Genomic DNA, 16,059 nt, shown 5'->3' with positions numbered 1-16,059 from the left:
CCAGAAGCTGCGTTCGGCAGATGCTACAGGTCGAGGACCAAAGGCTGCGACCCCTGCGCCGGAATCGCACAACAAATCAGCACTTGTCCGTCATCCGGCACTTCGGCCGGCGGCTGTGGATAATTCACCAGACCGCTGATCAGGCGAGTCTTGCAGGTCCCGCAAGAACCGCCGCGACAACTGAATTCCGGGCGCAATCCACGGCTTTCCGCCAACTCCAGCAAACTGCCACCGTCGGGTTGCCAGCGGGCCTCTTTAGCCGAGCGCTGAAACATCACCGGCACCGAGGTCGTAGCAGCGGGCGGTTGCTCAATGACCACCGCGTCGGGGTCCGGCACCCGGCGCAAGGTCGAGGGGCCGAAGGTTTCGGCGTGAATCCTTGCATCACGGATGTCCAGTTCCCGCAGGCCGTTGTACAACCCTTGGGTAAAACTGCCCGGACCACAGAGGACAAAATCCAGCTGATCGTAGTCCTCCACTTCAAGGAGGGTCTTGAGCAGCGTGGTGTCGATCCGCCCCGTCAGGTCGAAATCCTCACCCTCCAAGGCCCCGGCTTCCGGCTGACTCACCAGACGCAGCACCCTGACTGCATCACCCGCGCCGTCGAGCAAGCGATCCAGCTCAGGACGAAACACTTGATCGGCCAACGTGCGAGAACTCTGGAAAAACCAGGTCGGCCGGATGCGGCGGGTGCGCAGGCCTTGGTAAACCACCTCGCGCAGCATCGACAGCAGCGGCGTGATGCCGACACCGGCAGCCAGAAGCACCAGCGGCCGACGTTCATTAGGTGCCACGGTGAAATGCCCTTGAGGCGCACGGGCCTCCAACAGATCACCGACGCGCACCTGTTCATGCAAGTGCGAAGACACCAAGCCTTCACGCTTCACGCTGATGCGGAAAAAATCATCGGACGGCGCACTCGACAGGCTGTAAGTGCGGATGTGCACCTCGCCGGCAATGTTGAAGCGCAGCGGCAAATGCTGCCCGGCCTGAAACACTGGCAACCCCGCGCCATCGGCAGACTCCAGATAGATTGAGCGGATGTTGTGGCTTTCCTCTTCGATGCGCGCCACCCGCAGCGGCCGCCAACGATCGCCCATGGCCTGGGCTTGCAGACGGGCATTGGCCTGTGCCCAGGTGCCGGTCAGCAAACTGGTGGGTGACACGCCGTCGAAGCGCCACCGCAGAGCAAGCGCGGCGGGCCGACGCACCACGCTTTCGACCTCAAATGTCCACAAGCGCTCAGCCCCTTGAAACGCCTCGATCTGTGGGCCTTCAAGAATGATTTCGGTACGACCGCTGAGGTGCAGCAGGTCTCCCGAACTGAAATCGATAAACAGCAAACCGGCCCGGGGATTGAGCAGCAGGTTGCCCAAGGTGTTGAAAAACAGGTTGCCGGCGAAATCCGGAATGGTCAGGCGATTGCCTTCTACCTGTACGAAACCGGCCTGGCCGCCGCGGTGAGAAACGTCCACCGAACGCTGGCCATCGACGTCCACGTAACTGGCGACAAAGAACGTATCGGCTCCCGCGATCAGGGTTTTGGCCGCATCATCCAGCCCGTTGAGGTGTTGCGCGATGCGAGTCGACGGATCCGCCAACGGCACCGAGCGAAATTGCCGCAATTGGATGTATTGCGGGCAATTGCCGAAGGACTGCTCCACCGTCACATCGAAGCCGCCCGCCGTCATCGCGCTGACTCGGCCGTTGAGGCGGTTGCGGCGACGGGTGTGCAGTTCGATCCCCAGCAGGCCGATGGCCGCACCCTCCGTCAATTGAGCTGGATCGTCGGCGCCCGGCAGGCTGCGAAATTGCAGTGCGCCCGGCTCGGGCGAGTGAGCGAAACCCGGTGGCCCTTCGAGAATACTGGCCCAAGGATTTCCGTCGGCATCCACCGCGCCGTACAGCATGAACGGCAATTGCTCATAGAACTTGCGGTGCTGATCCGGCATCTCGTTGCGAATCACCTTACGACCGAGCGCCTCCATTCGCTCGGCAATGCCCACATGAGCCTGTAACTGTTTTTCGCCGGCGTGCCAGGGTGAACGGTCCACAACGACTTCTCCCCTGCGCCATCGGCGCAGTGTGAATGACCCGACAGTGACGGGCCGTAGGCATCAGGCAGTTTTTTGCAGACCGGCAACGGTGCGAGGCATGCCGACAAACCCTGGCAAGGCTTCGATCCGCGCCAACCAGGCGCGGATGTTGGCGTAGTCCTCTAGGGACACGTTGCCTTCTGGCGCATGGGCGATGTAGCTGTAGGCCGAAACGTCGGCAATGGTTGGCTCGGCGCCAGCCAGATACCGCGTTGCTGCCAGTTCCTGATCGATCACTTTGAGCAAAGTGTGGGAATAAGCGATCACTTCTTCAGCGTTGTAAGCCGCACCAAACACCGTAATCAGCCTCGCTCTGGCGGGTCCAAAGGCAATCGGCCCAGCGGCAATCGACAACCAGCGCTGAACCTTGGCCGCCCCGACCGGATCGGTTGGCAGCCAGCGGCCGTCGCCATATTTTTGCGCCAGATAAACCAGAATCGCGTTGGAGTCGGCCAGCACCACGCCTTGATCATCGATGACCGGAACCTGACCAAAAGCGTTGAGCGCGAGGAAATCCGGTTGCTTGTGCGCGCCCTTCGGCAAATCGACAAAGATCAGCTCGGTCGGCAGTTGCAGCAGGGACAGCATCAGCTCCACACGGTGAGCATGGCCGGAACGCGGGAAGTTGTAGAGTTTGATCGCTTGCATGGTCGACTCCGCTGGGTGGTGGCGCTGTTGAACAGTGTTCAGCACCGATGGGGCGCTATCTTCCACCCGCAACCAAAACAACAGAATAACCAGCCAACGCAATCCATTATTTCACCCAGCGAAATAACCCTCACGCCTGCAAGGATGGATGCTCACGCAGCGCACTCACCGCAAAATCCACAAAACTGCGAATCCGTGCAGGGGCCTTGCGCCCGCCCTGATAGACCACATGGATAGGCAAGGGCGGCAGTTCGAAGTCCGCCAGAACGATTTCCAGCTCACCGGAAGCGACTTTGCTCGCTACCTGATAAGACAGAACCCGGGTCAATCCCAAACCCAGGCATGCCGCCGTAATGGCCGCCTGATTGGCCGTCACCACCAGGCGCGGTGCTGGTCGAACACTCAGCGGCTCTCCCCCTTCGAGGAACGGCCAGGTTCTCGACTGACCGATAGAGGACGTTGCAATAACCGGCGCCTGAGCCAGATCCTGAGGATGTCGAGGTCGACCACGGTCCGTCAGAAAGTCCGGCGAGCCGCATACCACCCGCCGAACCTCACCCACCCGAATGGCGTGCTGATTACTGTCGGGCAACTCACCGATCCGCACGGCGACGTCGATTCCCTCCTCGACCATGCTGACCACTCGATCGACCAGCAACCCATTGATGCTGACCTCAGGAAATTGCGTCAGATAATTCACCATCACGGGCGTGACAAACAGCTCACCGAACAACACCGGCGCAGTAATCGTTAATTGCCCACGCGGTTGGGTATGGCTGCCCGCCGCCGAGTCCTCGGCTTCCTGCACCTCGGCGAGAATCCTCCGACAGTCTTCCAGGTAACGCTGACCTGCCTCGCTCAAATGCACACTGCGGGTGGTGCGCGTCAGCAGCAACGTGCCGATGCGTTTCTCCAGCGCCGCCACGGCGCGAGTGACGCTGGCGGCCGACAGGCCCAGACGCCGCGCCGCCGCCGAGAAGCCTTGGTCTTGGGCGACGGCAGCGAAGACTTGCATTTCCTGGAATCGGTCCATGGGCTCCCCAATGAAATGAGACAGCGACCCCCCGCGGATCGCTTGTACCCAGTAGCGTACCCTCGCTGGATCGGCGACGCGATTTTAGGCGCATGTTGCCGTTCACAATGGCTTCGCGTAACGGCTCAGAGGGCTCTCAACACAAGGCAATCGAAAGCTCGCTCGACTTGAGATCAAACGCCTCGCGGGAAGGACCAATCTCATGAAGTAGCTGCAATCGATCATGAGCCTCGTGCAAAGTCGGAATATGGTCATCATCAACCCACCACATCACAACACGTGGTTTGGTGATAGGCAGAAACCACTCGGCCCCTCTCAAACGAAATTCATTGTGCGGCGTTTTATATAAGAAGTCTTTCAGCGCGGCAGGGCTTTTCCACAATGAAAGGGTATAGAGATACCCTTCACCCCACAGCTCATCGAGCAACTTTTGATCTTCGTTTACTTCCCGCCAAATAAAACCGGCGTGAGCCTCTGCAAGTCCATTTACATACGCCGTGGAAGAATAAAAGCCTTCCATACGAGGGTCCACCTTTGGATACTTAGGTTTGACCAAGTCAAACTGCGCAAGAATAGCCATTACTAATAGTCCTTTAAAATAAAGTATATGCTGCCCAGCTGACTGGGCTATCACAGTTACAAACGATGTGTTTTATTAGTTCCAGGCAAGTTTGTACTTGCCCGAAACTTTTAAGTACGGATAGTTGTTCTATTTCAAAATTGAAATATACAAACGCCACACCCTGATGAGTGCTGCAGGAGGTTGTGAAACTTCGAGAGTGCGAAGGTGACGCGAGTGCGTCGCCCTCTAAGTTTTTAAACCGGATAAAAAACCCTGTAGCCGTGAATACTCATGGCTACAGAGGTTACATAGCTTTCAGCTTGCCTGGCCGGCCAGCATGAGATTGAGGTTCTGGACAGCAGCGCCCGACGCCCCTTTTCCTAAGTTGTCGTAGACCGCGGCGAGCAGAACCTGGCCGGTTTTTTCATCCGAAAAGACATAGATGTCGAGTCGGTTGGTGTCGTTGAGGTATTCAGGATCAAGCTGGGTCACCGTCTGGACCTGGTCCAGTGGAACAACCTTGATGAATTCAGCATTCGCATAGTGTTTGCTCAGGCACGCGTGGATACCCTGAACCGAGGCCCCAGCAGGCAACAAGCGCAAATGAAGCGGCACATACAACACGATCCCCTGGCGGTACTTACCATAACCAGGCGTGAAAATAGGCCGGTACTCCAATAACGCTTCGGCCATCATTTCCGGAACGTGCTTGTGATTGAGGTTCAGGCCATAGCCGCGATAGGGAGCGTCTGTATGTTGTGGGTGATCCAGGTTCTCATAGGCATCAATGAGTGATTTGCCGGAGCCGGAATACCCGGATATGGCGTGCACGTTGACAGGGTAGTCCTTGGGCACAACCCCGGCTTCCGTCAATGGACGCAGTAAGGCAATGGCCCCTGTCGGGTAGCAACCTGGATTGGACACACGCTTGGCCACCGAGATGGCCTCAGCCTGGCCTGCGGTCAACTCGGGCAAACCATAAACCCAGCCTGGCGTCGTACGGTGAGCAGAGCTTGGATCAAGTACACGCACCCGAGGATTTTCAATGAACGAAACAGCTTCAATCGCCGCATCGTCAGGCAGGCACAGGATGGCAATATCACAGGCATTAAGTGCTTCAGCCCTTTTTACCGGGTCCTTGCGTTCGGCATAGGGTAACTGCAAAAGATCAATATCATTGCGACTACTCAGACGCGAATGTATTTGAAGACCAGTAGTACCGGCTTCCCCGTCGATAAAAATAATTGGCTTCATATTCACGAAATATCACGATAATGAGTGTATTGGAATTTTATCATACCTTTACCCACTGTGCAGCCTGACGTTTTTCAGGCGTGCTGCTGACTAACTTTCCGAGTGGTACTATTCTTAAGTCCCCTCACACCCTCATTAACGAAAGTCTCCTCAAATTTTCCAGCCATAAAGTCGATTTGATAAACATAGGGCACCGGTTTAAAAAACATATCCCGATTCAATAACTTAGCAAGTGTAAAAGTCGCAGTCAGTGTCGTGGCCAACAAACATGCAGAGCTCAGGGAGGCGACTTTGCGTCCTTCAAAGTCCAGTTTTGGATCTTCCAGATAAGCTCGATGCAAGCGCAAAGGGTCAAGTCCGATGCCGAAATTGACCAGCTTTTCAGTCTCACTCATATCCGGCGTCAGCGAAAAATAATCTTCGAAGGACATGGATTGCGGATGGAAATGGTGCAACGTACCGCCAAACCCGATCGGGCAGGACACCACCGCAGGAATACCCAACTCACGGGCCTTTTGGTACATGAGAATGCGCGGCTCGATAACGAAGTAGTCCATGGCATCGCAGAGCATGTCGACGCCCTGTAGAAAATCATCAACCGTTTCTGCGCTGACACCTTCGTACTGCTCTATGCGCAAGGCGGGATTGATCGACAGCAACCGCTCGCGCAAGACATCGGCTTTCTTCGAACCGACCGTATGGGTAGTTGCGCCAAACTGTCGATTGAAGTTTTCCGGCCCGAAGATATCGAAGTCAGCAATTTTGATACCACCAACCCCCATGCGTACCAATGTCTCGGCATGGGTATAGCCCACACCGCCACACCCGGGTACGGCGATGGTCTTGTTTTCCAGCAGGTCCAGTTCATCTTCACTGACCAACCCGATCATTCGACTGTAGATAACTTCGCGTGAATATTCGTTTTGCATAATAAATCCCTATATTCTCATTTGGCGACGTAATGAAAGCCAACGATTCCAAAACCGTGTCGCGACCAAAAAGACTGCGCCAGTGAATTGCTAACGAACGTATCAAGACAGACGTGCTCACATCCCTGATCGCGGGCCAGGGTCTTCAGATAGTCCAGCAGTTGTGCGCCAACTCCCCTGCATCGACGGCCACCCTCGACAATGAAATGATCGATATATAGATATTTGCCACAGTAGATTCTTGTGTTCAGCCAATAACCCGACAAGCCCACCAGATCAGGCCCTTCAAATACCCCGACACATCGCCAATTCAACACCGCGATCGCTTCCAATCGACTTAACAGCACTTCTTTAGTGAGGCTTGGATAAAAAGCCGCCAGCAACGCAAGCGTCCTGTGCAACTCATCAGGCCGTAATTCCCTGATCGTTAACGTTGGGTGGCCCGTTGTGTCCATACATTCATACTTTGTCATAACTAACTCACCCAGGCGGCCGACGTATGCAAAGGGCCTGATCAATGAAACTCAATAACCAATAGATCTCGATACCCCATATCTGCACCCGGGATTATTTCAATAGCCGTCGTATCGTGAAATACCGTATCGTCCCTGAATACGACCGTCTGACAGGGTTTCTCCAGGGTTCCCACATAAATCGGTTGCTGATGCATGATATCGACCAGCGTGGTTTCTCCCCCGGCCACGCCACTCCGATCTACCATGAACAGGCAACTGAATTTTACACCGTCACGATGTTTACCCTCAGGCACTGGCAACCCCTGCATATTGGGCGTCGCAAGAATCCGATTGAAATAGGTATTGATCTTCCAGCTTTGAACGTCCTCTATCTCGCTGTAAGCATTAGCCAGTTCCAGCAGGATTCTCCTCAGTACTTCGTTGTCGGCCATCTCCGCCGTCACGGGGGCGAAGTGCCTGTCGATACCACCGTTTAATGGGTTGAAGTATTCAGGTTGAGAGTAAGGAACATGGGGCTGCTGTTCCAGGCGATTACCGTCTGCATACCACTTGAACTTCCCAAACCGGCGATAACGATACCTACCGCCGTCGTTCATGTATCGATCAAGTTCAAGCTCATTCCAGTAGTTCTGGAAGTCTGACCAACCTGCCATATTGGAAAAATCCAAACCGAAAAGATCGGCAGCACTGCCCGCCACAAATCGACTATTCTTCAACGCCCAGAGGGGCTGCGGCTCGACACTGGTAATATGTGCTTTCATATTGTTTCTCTATTATCACTTCAACAGAATCTGATTAGATTTGATAGCCAGCTCGATACTTTTGTAATAATCGACCGCGACGTTGTATCGGATGAGACAACCCACACACATTTCTTCAATCGCTTCTGGGCACGACTCAGCCAGCGGCATCAGCACACGATAGAGAAGTTGTTTACCGTGATTTGCATCAATTGTTATATGCATATCATGGTAATAAATTACGTCTTCAGGCATGCCCAACCGACGCATCGCTTTTACCGTCCTGGAAAACCGGTAAGGCGCAGTATGCTCAAGGATCGCCAAGGCCCCCAGCAAACGCGGGTGATACTGTCGACGCAACGCGTACATCAGTAAAAGATTGCCGTTTTTCAACGCTTCAGCCGGCGCTTGCGGAACGCTAACCTGCGGCCCCATGAGTTCACGCAATTGCTCCGCAGACTTACGAAACAACACGGTGTGCATTTCGGACAGTGTGCCCAAGCCCATCTCGTCCCAGTAGTTTTCCGCAAGCGCCAACTTCATATCGCCTGTCATGCCCAGTTGGGCCAGAGCGATAACGTCGTCGAAGCGTCCGTCGACCTGCTCCTCCATCGCAATGTAGAAACTCAGCTCTTCCAGCGTTGATTCGTCAGCCAATCGGTTAAAAAAAGGGGCGACTTCTCGACGATGGGCTGCATGCAAACGGTTGTACCACTTTAGAAACTCGGATGCGTTTTTTGGCAATGAGCTTGTATTAACGCGGCCTTCTTCATAGGCGTTCCATTCATCTTCCAGCACTTGAGTACGCGCATACTCCTCATGATACGGTGCCGTTTTATAAGCACTCGGCTCTGCCAGCTCTCGTAGATAAAATGAATTAAGCTCCGTTTGTGTCAGCAACAAATCCACTGCCGATGGCGCATTAGTCTGCTTCCGCGTCATACTATTTTGCAGATCCATATCTATTCCTTTTCATTGCCCGGGACGAGCGCCATCCGGGAGAGGCTATCTATATCCACCTCTGAGAAAACTCGATTTCTAGTTTTGCAGAAAAACAGTTTCGACTTACTGTTTTTTGACCATGGATCGTATCAACCCCAAATAAAAGGTTTTATATGACACTTCCAGATACTTACACTTTTCGTGAATTTTTTCATGCAGATCGTGTAGACGATCAATCGGCAAACCAGGCATGAGGTGGTGTTCGACGTGATAATTATTGCCGTTCGTAAACCAGTTCATGAACGCATTACTTTTGATCGTTCTTGTATTTTCGAAAGGATCCGTAGAATCGGTCGCGCAACGAAAATGCTCTGGCATTTCAATCAAGGCGTGTACCGGAGCCGCTACCAGCATCAACGGAAGAATCCAGAGATAAAGGATGATCTCAATACCAAATTTTACGGAGATTGCGGACAGGAATGTAATCATTAAAACCATAACGAGATGGTCTCGTTTAATGCGTCTGGAAACGCTAATATTTACATTCTCATAATGAGATCCCAGCGCGATCACTACATTCTTAAAGAACCTTGGGTAGTGCGCAATCATCAACAATCTGGTCAGCAGCGCGCTTACCGAACGAAGGGACAACGCACCGTATTGGTCGCCGTAATCAAAAAATTCCCGATTTTCTGGTGTTCCCAGGTATCGGTGATGATGCATGTGACTGGCTTTGTAATCGGCATATGACACCAGCATCGGCAGCCCGAGTAATATACCGAAGAACTCGTTTAACTTCTTATTCCTCAATCCTTGCGCGTGTAGTACCTGATGCTGAAGTTCGACACCATGTGCATACATTGCCCCCAGGAGAACAATCCCCGTAACCACCTCCCAAGTGTGTTCACTCAGTGCCAAATATCCTCCCATTACAATCAGCACTGTGTATATTGCAAATTTCAACGCAAACGTCACATCACTTGATCTGCTTTGTATATCTGCCAATGCCAACCGACTGGCATTATTAAATGTAGTTCTCTGCACAACTCACTCCGTCGAACTGAACAATACTTTAACTGAGGTTTATCTTTTAGCAGGGCTTGGCACACTGTTTCGTACTTTGCTTTTATTAAGTCATTTTGTGTACCTTCTACAGTAACTCGTGTTAACTATGTCCTCCTCGGTCTTTGAGCGCGTAGTTATCTACTCTGCTTGGCTCTGTGATCAATCAATCCTGTTTAATAGTTTTAAATAGGTACTAGATAACACACAGACCCACTGTGAAGATTTACATCGTTATGCCCTCAGCGCCGATTTTCAATAGGTTCGATTCCGAAGTAAAAAAGATATTGTTGATCCCCCATAAGGAAAACGGATGTTCGATTACAAATTGCTTTCTGCTCTTTCTGCGGTCATTGAACAGGCCGGTTTCGAACGGGCTGCGCAGGTGCTCGGTTTGTCGCAGCCGGCTGTATCTCAGCGCATAAAGCTATTGGAGGCCAGGGTTGGTCGCCCCGTATTGGTACGAGTCACTCCACCCGTGCCTACGGAGATTGGCAGACGTCTGCTTTATCATGTCCAGCAGGTACGCTTGCTCGAACGAGACCTGCAAAGCCATGTTCCGGCGCTAGACGAAGACGGGTCGCCGGAACGTCTACGCGTTGCCCTGAACGCGGACAGTCTGGCCACATGGTGGGCACGATCGGTGGGGGACTTTTGTGCCGAGCAAAACTTGCTGCTGGACCTTGTGGTAGAGGATCAAGCGGTCAGTCTCAACCGTATGCGCGCTGGTGAAGTTGCTGCGTGTGTTTGTGCAAATGAACGTCCGATGGCAGGCGCACGCAGCCTGCTACTCGGCGCAATGCGATATCGGGCGGTTGCGAGTCCTGCGTTCATTGCCCGACACTTTTCCAATGGCATAAGTGCGCAGCTCATCGCTCGTACACCAGCACTGGTGTTCGGGCCCGATGACTTCTTACAGCACCGTTACCTGGCGTCCTTAGGCATTCACGGTGGTTTTCAGCATCATTTCTGCCCTTCCTCCGAAGGTTTTATACGCCTGACAGAAGCCGGTCTCGGGTGGGGGCTGGTCCCTGAACTACAGGTTCTTGATCATCTGCAACGCGGCCTGCTGGTCGAACTTCTACCTGACAAACCAACCGATGTGCCGCTTTATTGGCACCATTGGCGCAACAGCGGGCAGTTATTAGGACAATTGACCGACCACCTGGCGCAATCATCCAAACGATGGTTAGTCCCTCTGGAATCACCGGCACGTATTGCTCGTCACTCCGCGGTAGTTCAATAAGTAACTGATGACGCCTTCACACCATCATCTAAAGATGAAGAGTGAAAGTCAGCAGCGCGGTGGCACGGTGATCGAAACGTCAAACGCAACAGCCCAGGCAGTTGTGAGAAAACAGAAGGCTATTAAAGGAGGGAAAGAACCAAAGCCGCCGACGCGCCCTGGGTGTTACAACGATAGGAATGCGGGATTATGGCAAATAAGCTGTCAGGAACAGCATCACTCTGCACCTTCCTGACAGCCTTTATTCATGAAATACACAGGTGGTGCCAAACAAAATATTTTGACACCAACAGCTCAGTAAACACTGGGTCAAACGACTCAACAGAGTGCGCCAGCTGAGTGAATATTTTGACACCAACCAGGCAATCCCACCAAACCAATGCTGATTTTCAACAATATATTTTGACACTTACATCTGTCGAATACTGCATCGGATCAAAATGACATGCCCTCAGCTACCTGAATCAGCATTTCCTCAACCTGATGAGTGCCAGGAGTCGTCGAGAGCATCTCATTCGGACTTTTGCCCGAGAATCTAGATTTGGGAGTGGACAGCCAGTGCTTGGCCTTTGCTGCGTCGCCGAAGATCACTTCGGCCATGGCGCTAATGTGTACAACGCGAAAAAGTCGATCGCTCTCATTCACCGTTAATAGCTGATTGCTGAGCAATTTCGTTTTGAGCGCTTTGAGTGGAATGATTCTGTCGCGTTCTGCCGAGCTTATGGTGCCAACGTCGCAAAGCGACTTGACCAGGCTGGCCGAGAAGCCAGCTTCGATCATGTTGTGAATTACCTGATCTGAGGCGATTGAGGGGATCTGGAGAGACGCCTCCACCCGAAGGCGGTAGGCATGATAAGCATCATCACGCAGGACTCCAGCAGCATCGGGCCGCACTGATGTTGTGGCATGCGCAGGCTTCAACACAATTGCGCCGTTCGTTACCGTAATCGTCAGATCATCCCCAACACCTAGCCCCATTTGGGCAAGCAGTTGCGGGGGTAAATCAACGATGACATCTCCGCTACCATCCTCAGTACCCTGGCATTTTACTATCCAGCGCTCGTTCTCACTCATGATCGTCCGGCTCTCATTTCGTCATTAGAGAAGATGCATCAATATGCTCGCGCGCAGAGCTGATCCAGTCACTGGATATCAGTGCATAGAGGCAATTCCTGCGGGTTATTGCGACGAGCGGCTTTTCATCCGGCGCATCTGCAAAGATGCCAACCAAAAGCTCGACTGAACGCCCACAGTTATCACCTTCGGGCACCGCATCAGACGAAAATAGGTCTACAGCAGCCACCAGTCTGGACAGACTGATGTTCCCGAAGGGAAGGAAAGAAGGAAGCCCACCAAGGGGCCTCAAAATAGCGTTTCGGCTATTGGTTATTAGTGCTCTACCGACGGCCAGTCACGAGATCCCTTGGGGCGAGAAGCAGTCATTGAGAAATGGCTACTAAACAGGGGCGATTCAGCCTGCTCCGACTATCCGCACCTCCGCATTAACTGAGGACCAAATGGAGGGAAATGGTGGCAGATGCCGACGCTGAGTAAATGATTAGCTCGATTGGAAAGCAGCCTTAAGGCGGGCTAGCAGACCTAGTCCGCCGTCACGTGTAGGCTCCAAATGTTGCAGTGCCACAGGTGATGGAAGCGCTATGTGCGCCGTCATTGGCACCCAATCGCCATCGATAAAAGCATCGAAGCGATCAAATGGGATCGCGGCTTGGGAGAATTCGTGATTCTCGTCGCTCAGGTCCTCCTCAATCCAGAACAGGTACGCGTCCCCTGGTGCAAACCCATCGTCCCAACTTTCAGCGAAGCCAGCAGTTAAAACTTCCGATTTTCTGCAGCGTCCGAGCGTTGTGTCCGCACCATTATCCCTGTACTCCTGTCGTGTTTGCTGTGCTTTAGCCAAGGTCGAGAAAAAACAAATACGGTAGATCGCCTGCGCAGGGCTTAACTTGGTCAGCTTCGCTTTAAGAAGCTTGTGCGGAAAGGACTTCGGCCCTCCGTGCCAACGGCGGGCACGATGGCAGGCATCTGGAATTGCTATGAGCGCTGTTTTGTAGTCGAGGCGGTAAAGATAGTCGGCGTCCATTTTCGGCAATATCCTTTGATCTGTGGCGGCGTGGCGCCGTTATTTTTTGGCTTTCGCCGCAATGTCATTCGGCTATTATGCTAAAAAGCTTTTCATGCTTGCTTGATGATGCGGCCGACCAATGCTTCAGTAGAAATATGGATATTTCAATGCTCTTCTCAGTTTCCTTGTTGCTTTCCTGTTCCCCATTACCACTATTCGCACCTACCGACGGTGCTCATTCGAACACCCGTCAAAAGGTGCGCGTTCAGACAGCACCCGAGATCTTCTCATGAATTATTTCACCGACACGGCCGTCAATATCCTAGGCAACAGCAAACTGCGTACGCCCCAAATAGAAGCCTATATGAAGGCTCAGGAGCACTTTGCGAGTGACCCCGAGCAGGATGCTCTCATAGTTCTACCAACTGGCACCGGCAAGAGTGGATTGATCTCTATCGTGCCGTTTGGGCTGGCGAAGGGACGAGTGCTAATCATCACGCCTGGCCTTGTTACCAAACAGAGCATCAGAAAAACCCAAGAGCTGCTGGAAGATAATTTCTGGATCAATTTCGATGTGATTTTCAGTGCAGATGATCTACCTGTTACCTGCGAATACAACTCGCAAACGCTCCAGAGCAGCTTGGAGCAGAGCCACATCGTGTACTCAAACATCCAGCAGATTCACAGCGAGCGTAATTCGTGCCTAACGAAGCGTGTGGATCCGGAATTTTTCGATCTCATCATCATTGATGAGGGGCACCATGCGCCTGCCGATACTTGGCAAAAAACATTGGCTCACTTTGCAAAGGCCAAAAAGCTTTTTGTCACCGGAACTCCATTTCGGGGCGATAATCAAGAAGTACCAGGTAAACTGATCCACAGGACGCCACTGTCTGAGGTAATGAGAGATCGATACGTTAAGTGGCTCCGGAAAGAAACAGTTAATGCGCACGAGCTCTACTTCACTCTTGCTGAAGAACCTGGAGTCAAACTCTCCAAGGAACAGGTGCTTGAACTCAAGGATATAGAGTGGGTTCAACGAAGCGTTGCGTTGTCTAAAGAGTGCTCGTTGGATGTAATTGAGCAAAGCGTTCGCAATCTAAATGAGCTGAAAAGTGCGTCCCCTAATGTTCCTCATAAGATTCTCGCAGTGGGCTGCAGCATTGTTCACGCTGAAGACCTGCGCGTTTGGTATGAGTCTAAAAACCTGAGAGCGGCTATTGTTCATAGCTATATGGACCAGCCGGACATCGACGCAGCCTTCAGAGCTATTGATAACCATCAGTGTGACGTTGTCATCTCTGTAAACATGCTGATGGAAGGGTACGACCATAGATATCTTACCGTGCTTGCGCTGTTCCGGCCTTACCGAAGCCTCAATGCATTTGCTCAAATTGTTGGACGCGTGTTGCGTGCGATCCCAGCCGAGGAGATCACAGCATTCGAGATTGATAACAACGCTGTTGTGATTTATCACGAAGAAACCGGGCTGGATGCGATGTGGAGCTCATTCCAAAAAGAGGTGGATCGCGCCAAACACCAGCGCACCAAGGAATACACTATTACTGACGAGGAATACGTTAGAAAGGAACAATCGCTAGCGGGCGTCGCTTCCTCTGAGGCTTTTGTGAGCGACCAGGACTCCTATCTCGGAGACCTCGACTTCAACAAAATCTTCTCTGAAAAAAGGGCTGAGATCGACTCTATTGCAACCCAGAAGGTTAAAGAGTGGCCTGGGATTGAGGGATATGACGCCGATGTATTGGCACAGCTCAAGAATGTCTTCATCAACGCTGAGATGAAAAAAGCTGCACAGGTAATCGATCCAAATCTTATAGAAAAAAGACCTGAGATCGCACGTAAGCAGCTACGTGAAATCCTTACAAAGAAAGCCCAGGATGAGATTGCAACGCTGCTCAGCGACCTGGAGATCGACGAGAAAAGCTCGACTCTTTATCGGATTTTCGCTCCCCACCTGCCGATGGCAAAGCCGAATATGCCCAATGACGGTATACTGGTGAGCTTTATCAACACCAAACTGGCTAAGAAATTCGGCAAGGTGGCTGAGCGCGATAATGGCTCACTATCCGAATCTATCAAGCACGTGGAGGTGGTCATGGATGAATTGAGGAGGATGCTGAAATGAGTCTCGAATGTATTAAAACGCTTGTTAACGAACTCACGACCCTCCACGTGACCCGTGGTGTTCAGCCAAGCGATCTGGTCGATAACATGTTCGAGGATGCGTACGTCGAATCGTCTTTCCGCAAAACGCTGGGAGGAATGGTTTTTGAAATCGCGTTCCAAGAGATCGATGAAGACGAGCATCCAACGAAAGTGACGATGCGATACACCTACGATCAAAATCGCCACCTTACTCTTGTTGAGCAAAAGGTGGCGGCGAAGAAATTCAGTACCCAGTGGGATCGCGCGAGTTCAATCCAAGAGCGCGTCGAGAGGCTTGAAACCTTGTTAACTGAAAAGCTACCAAGGCATAAAGTTGCTGCGATTCTATCTTCTATACCGAAAGACTTTGTAGACATGTTCCCACGTCTAAAGCTCGTTGCGTAAACGATTGAGCTTTGCGGTCTTGGTCTAATCATGTTGTTTCGCCGCATGCTTGCATGCGGCGAAACAAGTCGTTGAGTTAAGCTACTTCTTGGTTATCGTTGTTGAAAAATAGCAAGCCACGAATCTACGGCTGTTGCTGCCTCTACCTTAAATCTTACTATTGCCGGTCAAAATCATGATCAAGCTGGGCATCATGCGTGCCCGTATTTAAAACCTCCATTCGATGGAAGTACCATTCACTCCGAGCAGCGTTCCAAGCCCGCTCAGCACTAACTGAACGTATGCGTCCGGCCAAGTCATCGTAACTGATCCATAAACCCCACCTATCCAAACAGGCGGCGTCTGAGGTGGGGAGGAATCAAATCATGCTGGCGCGGAGGCCATTCGCGGCGTAGCTACTTCATTTTTTGTGGCTTG

Annotated in this window: 15 protein-coding genes; 3 read left to right on the top strand and 12 right to left on the bottom strand. The window is 52.3% G+C overall.

The genetic code is table 11. The features are described 5' to 3' along the window. Positions 1–23 precede the first annotated feature (23 nt). The 10 genes from WLY71_RS08980 to WLY71_RS08935 all read right to left on the bottom strand — a co-directional run bounded on the left by WLY71_RS08980 (position 24) and on the right by WLY71_RS08935 (position 9,724). Positions 24–2,054, bottom strand: a complete 2,031-nt coding sequence (locus WLY71_RS08980) for a pyridoxamine 5'-phosphate oxidase family protein (protein ID WP_347803285.1) — start codon at positions 2,052–2,054, stop codon at positions 24–26. A 63-nt stretch (positions 2,055–2,117) separates the two neighbouring features. After that, the gene (locus tag WLY71_RS08975) at positions 2,118–2,744 is read right to left on the bottom strand and encodes a glutathione S-transferase family protein (RefSeq protein WP_347803284.1); all 627 of its coding nucleotides are present in this window, start codon (positions 2,742–2,744) and stop codon (positions 2,118–2,120) included. Between the two features lie 130 nt (positions 2,745–2,874). Further along, positions 2,875–3,777, bottom strand: a complete 903-nt coding sequence (locus WLY71_RS08970) for a LysR family transcriptional regulator (RefSeq protein WP_347803283.1) — start codon at positions 3,775–3,777, stop codon at positions 2,875–2,877. A 136-nt stretch (positions 3,778–3,913) separates the two neighbouring features. After that, complete coding sequence (locus WLY71_RS08965; protein ID WP_347803282.1) at positions 3,914–4,357, bottom strand: DUF3291 domain-containing protein; 444 nt, start codon at positions 4,355–4,357, stop codon at positions 3,914–3,916. A 297-nt stretch (positions 4,358–4,654) separates the two neighbouring features. Continuing rightward, positions 4,655–5,593 (bottom strand): N-acetyl-gamma-glutamyl-phosphate reductase, encoded by a 939-nt coding sequence (gene argC / locus WLY71_RS08960; protein ID WP_347803315.1) that lies wholly within the window; start codon positions 5,591–5,593, stop codon positions 4,655–4,657. 74 nt (positions 5,594–5,667) lie between these two features. Next, positions 5,668–6,522 carry a ThiF family adenylyltransferase gene (locus WLY71_RS08955; RefSeq protein ID WP_347803281.1) on the bottom strand — a complete coding sequence of 285 codons (855 nt, stop codon included), beginning with the start codon at positions 6,520–6,522 and terminating at the stop codon, positions 5,668–5,670. A 17-nt stretch (positions 6,523–6,539) separates the two neighbouring features. Next, positions 6,540–6,995, bottom strand: coding sequence for a GNAT family N-acetyltransferase (locus WLY71_RS08950; RefSeq protein ID WP_347803280.1), 456 nt, complete (start codon positions 6,993–6,995; stop codon positions 6,540–6,542). Between the two features lie 41 nt (positions 6,996–7,036). Next, positions 7,037–7,759, bottom strand: coding sequence for a 2OG-Fe dioxygenase family protein (locus WLY71_RS08945; protein ID WP_347803279.1), 723 nt, complete (start codon positions 7,757–7,759; stop codon positions 7,037–7,039). Positions 7,760–7,774: 15 nt separating this feature from the next. Continuing rightward, the gene (locus WLY71_RS08940) at positions 7,775–8,698 is read right to left on the bottom strand and encodes an iron-containing redox enzyme family protein (protein ID WP_347803278.1); all 924 of its coding nucleotides are present in this window, start codon (positions 8,696–8,698) and stop codon (positions 7,775–7,777) included. A 105-nt stretch (positions 8,699–8,803) separates the two neighbouring features. Next, entirely contained in the window at positions 8,804–9,724 is a 921-nt protein-coding gene (locus tag WLY71_RS08935) for a fatty acid desaturase family protein (protein WP_347803277.1), read from the bottom strand. Positions 9,725–10,055: 331 nt separating this feature from the next. Here WLY71_RS08935 and WLY71_RS08930 point away from each other — a divergent pair, with 331 nt between their 5' ends. Then, positions 10,056–10,988: a LysR family transcriptional regulator ArgP gene (locus tag WLY71_RS08930; protein WP_347803276.1), complete on the top strand. Its 933-nt coding sequence runs from the start codon at positions 10,056–10,058 to the stop codon at positions 10,986–10,988. Between the two features lie 435 nt (positions 10,989–11,423). Here WLY71_RS08930 and WLY71_RS08925 read toward each other — a convergent pair whose 3' ends face one another. Together WLY71_RS08925 and WLY71_RS08920 are read right to left on the bottom strand one after the other, a co-directional pair. Continuing rightward, positions 11,424–12,062: an antitoxin Xre/MbcA/ParS toxin-binding domain-containing protein gene (locus WLY71_RS08925; RefSeq protein ID WP_347803275.1), complete on the bottom strand. Its 639-nt coding sequence runs from the start codon at positions 12,060–12,062 to the stop codon at positions 11,424–11,426. Between the two features lie 484 nt (positions 12,063–12,546). Beyond that, positions 12,547–13,089, bottom strand: a complete 543-nt coding sequence (locus WLY71_RS08920) for a hypothetical protein (protein WP_347803274.1) — start codon at positions 13,087–13,089, stop codon at positions 12,547–12,549. 271 nt (positions 13,090–13,360) lie between these two features. Between WLY71_RS08920 and WLY71_RS08915 the strand changes: the two genes are divergently transcribed. Together WLY71_RS08915 and WLY71_RS08910 are read left to right on the top strand one after the other, a co-directional pair. Then, on the top strand, positions 13,361–15,217 hold the full coding sequence (locus WLY71_RS08915; RefSeq protein ID WP_347803273.1) for a DEAD/DEAH box helicase: 1,857 nt from the start codon (positions 13,361–13,363) through the stop codon (positions 15,215–15,217). After that, on the top strand, positions 15,214–15,642 hold the full coding sequence (locus WLY71_RS08910) for a hypothetical protein (RefSeq protein WP_347803272.1): 429 nt from the start codon (positions 15,214–15,216) through the stop codon (positions 15,640–15,642). The genes WLY71_RS08915 and WLY71_RS08910 overlap by 4 nt, the downstream gene beginning before the upstream one ends. Positions 15,643–16,059: the final 417 nt, after the last annotated feature.

The sequence above is a fragment of the Pseudomonas rossensis genome, assembly GCF_039888995.1.
Classification (GTDB): domain Bacteria; phylum Pseudomonadota; class Gammaproteobacteria; order Pseudomonadales; family Pseudomonadaceae; genus Aquipseudomonas; species Aquipseudomonas rossensis.
Note: the sequence above shows the minus strand (reverse complement) of the source record. Positions and strands in the feature narration are given on the sequence as shown.

What these genes read in the sequence shown, in the direction of transcription:
- WLY71_RS08955 (WP_347803281.1), bottom strand. Translation starts at nt 6,522, where the DNA reads ATGCAAAACGAATATTCACGCGAAGTTATCTACAGTCGAATGATCGGG.
- WLY71_RS08925 (WP_347803275.1), bottom strand. Translation starts at nt 12,062, where the DNA reads ATGAGTGAGAACGAGCGCTGGATAGTAAAATGCCAGGGTACTGAGGAT.
- WLY71_RS08965 (WP_347803282.1), bottom strand. Translation starts at nt 4,357, where the DNA reads ATGGCTATTCTTGCGCAGTTTGACTTGGTCAAACCTAAGTATCCAAAG.
- WLY71_RS08930 (WP_347803276.1), top strand. Translation starts at nt 10,056, where the DNA reads ATGTTCGATTACAAATTGCTTTCTGCTCTTTCTGCGGTCATTGAACAG.
- WLY71_RS08940 (WP_347803278.1), bottom strand. Translation starts at nt 8,698, where the DNA reads ATGGATCTGCAAAATAGTATGACGCGGAAGCAGACTAATGCGCCATCG.
- WLY71_RS08920 (WP_347803274.1), bottom strand. Translation starts at nt 13,089, where the DNA reads ATGGACGCCGACTATCTTTACCGCCTCGACTACAAAACAGCGCTCATA.
- WLY71_RS08910 (WP_347803272.1), top strand. Translation starts at nt 15,214, where the DNA reads ATGAGTCTCGAATGTATTAAAACGCTTGTTAACGAACTCACGACCCTC.
- WLY71_RS08975 (WP_347803284.1), bottom strand. Translation starts at nt 2,744, where the DNA reads ATGCAAGCGATCAAACTCTACAACTTCCCGCGTTCCGGCCATGCTCAC.
- WLY71_RS08970 (WP_347803283.1), bottom strand. Translation starts at nt 3,777, where the DNA reads ATGGACCGATTCCAGGAAATGCAAGTCTTCGCTGCCGTCGCCCAAGAC.
- WLY71_RS08950 (WP_347803280.1), bottom strand. Translation starts at nt 6,995, where the DNA reads ATGACAAAGTATGAATGTATGGACACAACGGGCCACCCAACGTTAACG.
- WLY71_RS08915 (WP_347803273.1), top strand. Translation starts at nt 13,361, where the DNA reads ATGAATTATTTCACCGACACGGCCGTCAATATCCTAGGCAACAGCAAA.
- argC (WP_347803315.1), bottom strand. Translation starts at nt 5,593, where the DNA reads ATGAAGCCAATTATTTTTATCGACGGGGAAGCCGGTACTACTGGTCTT.
- WLY71_RS08945 (WP_347803279.1), bottom strand. Translation starts at nt 7,759, where the DNA reads ATGAAAGCACATATTACCAGTGTCGAGCCGCAGCCCCTCTGGGCGTTG.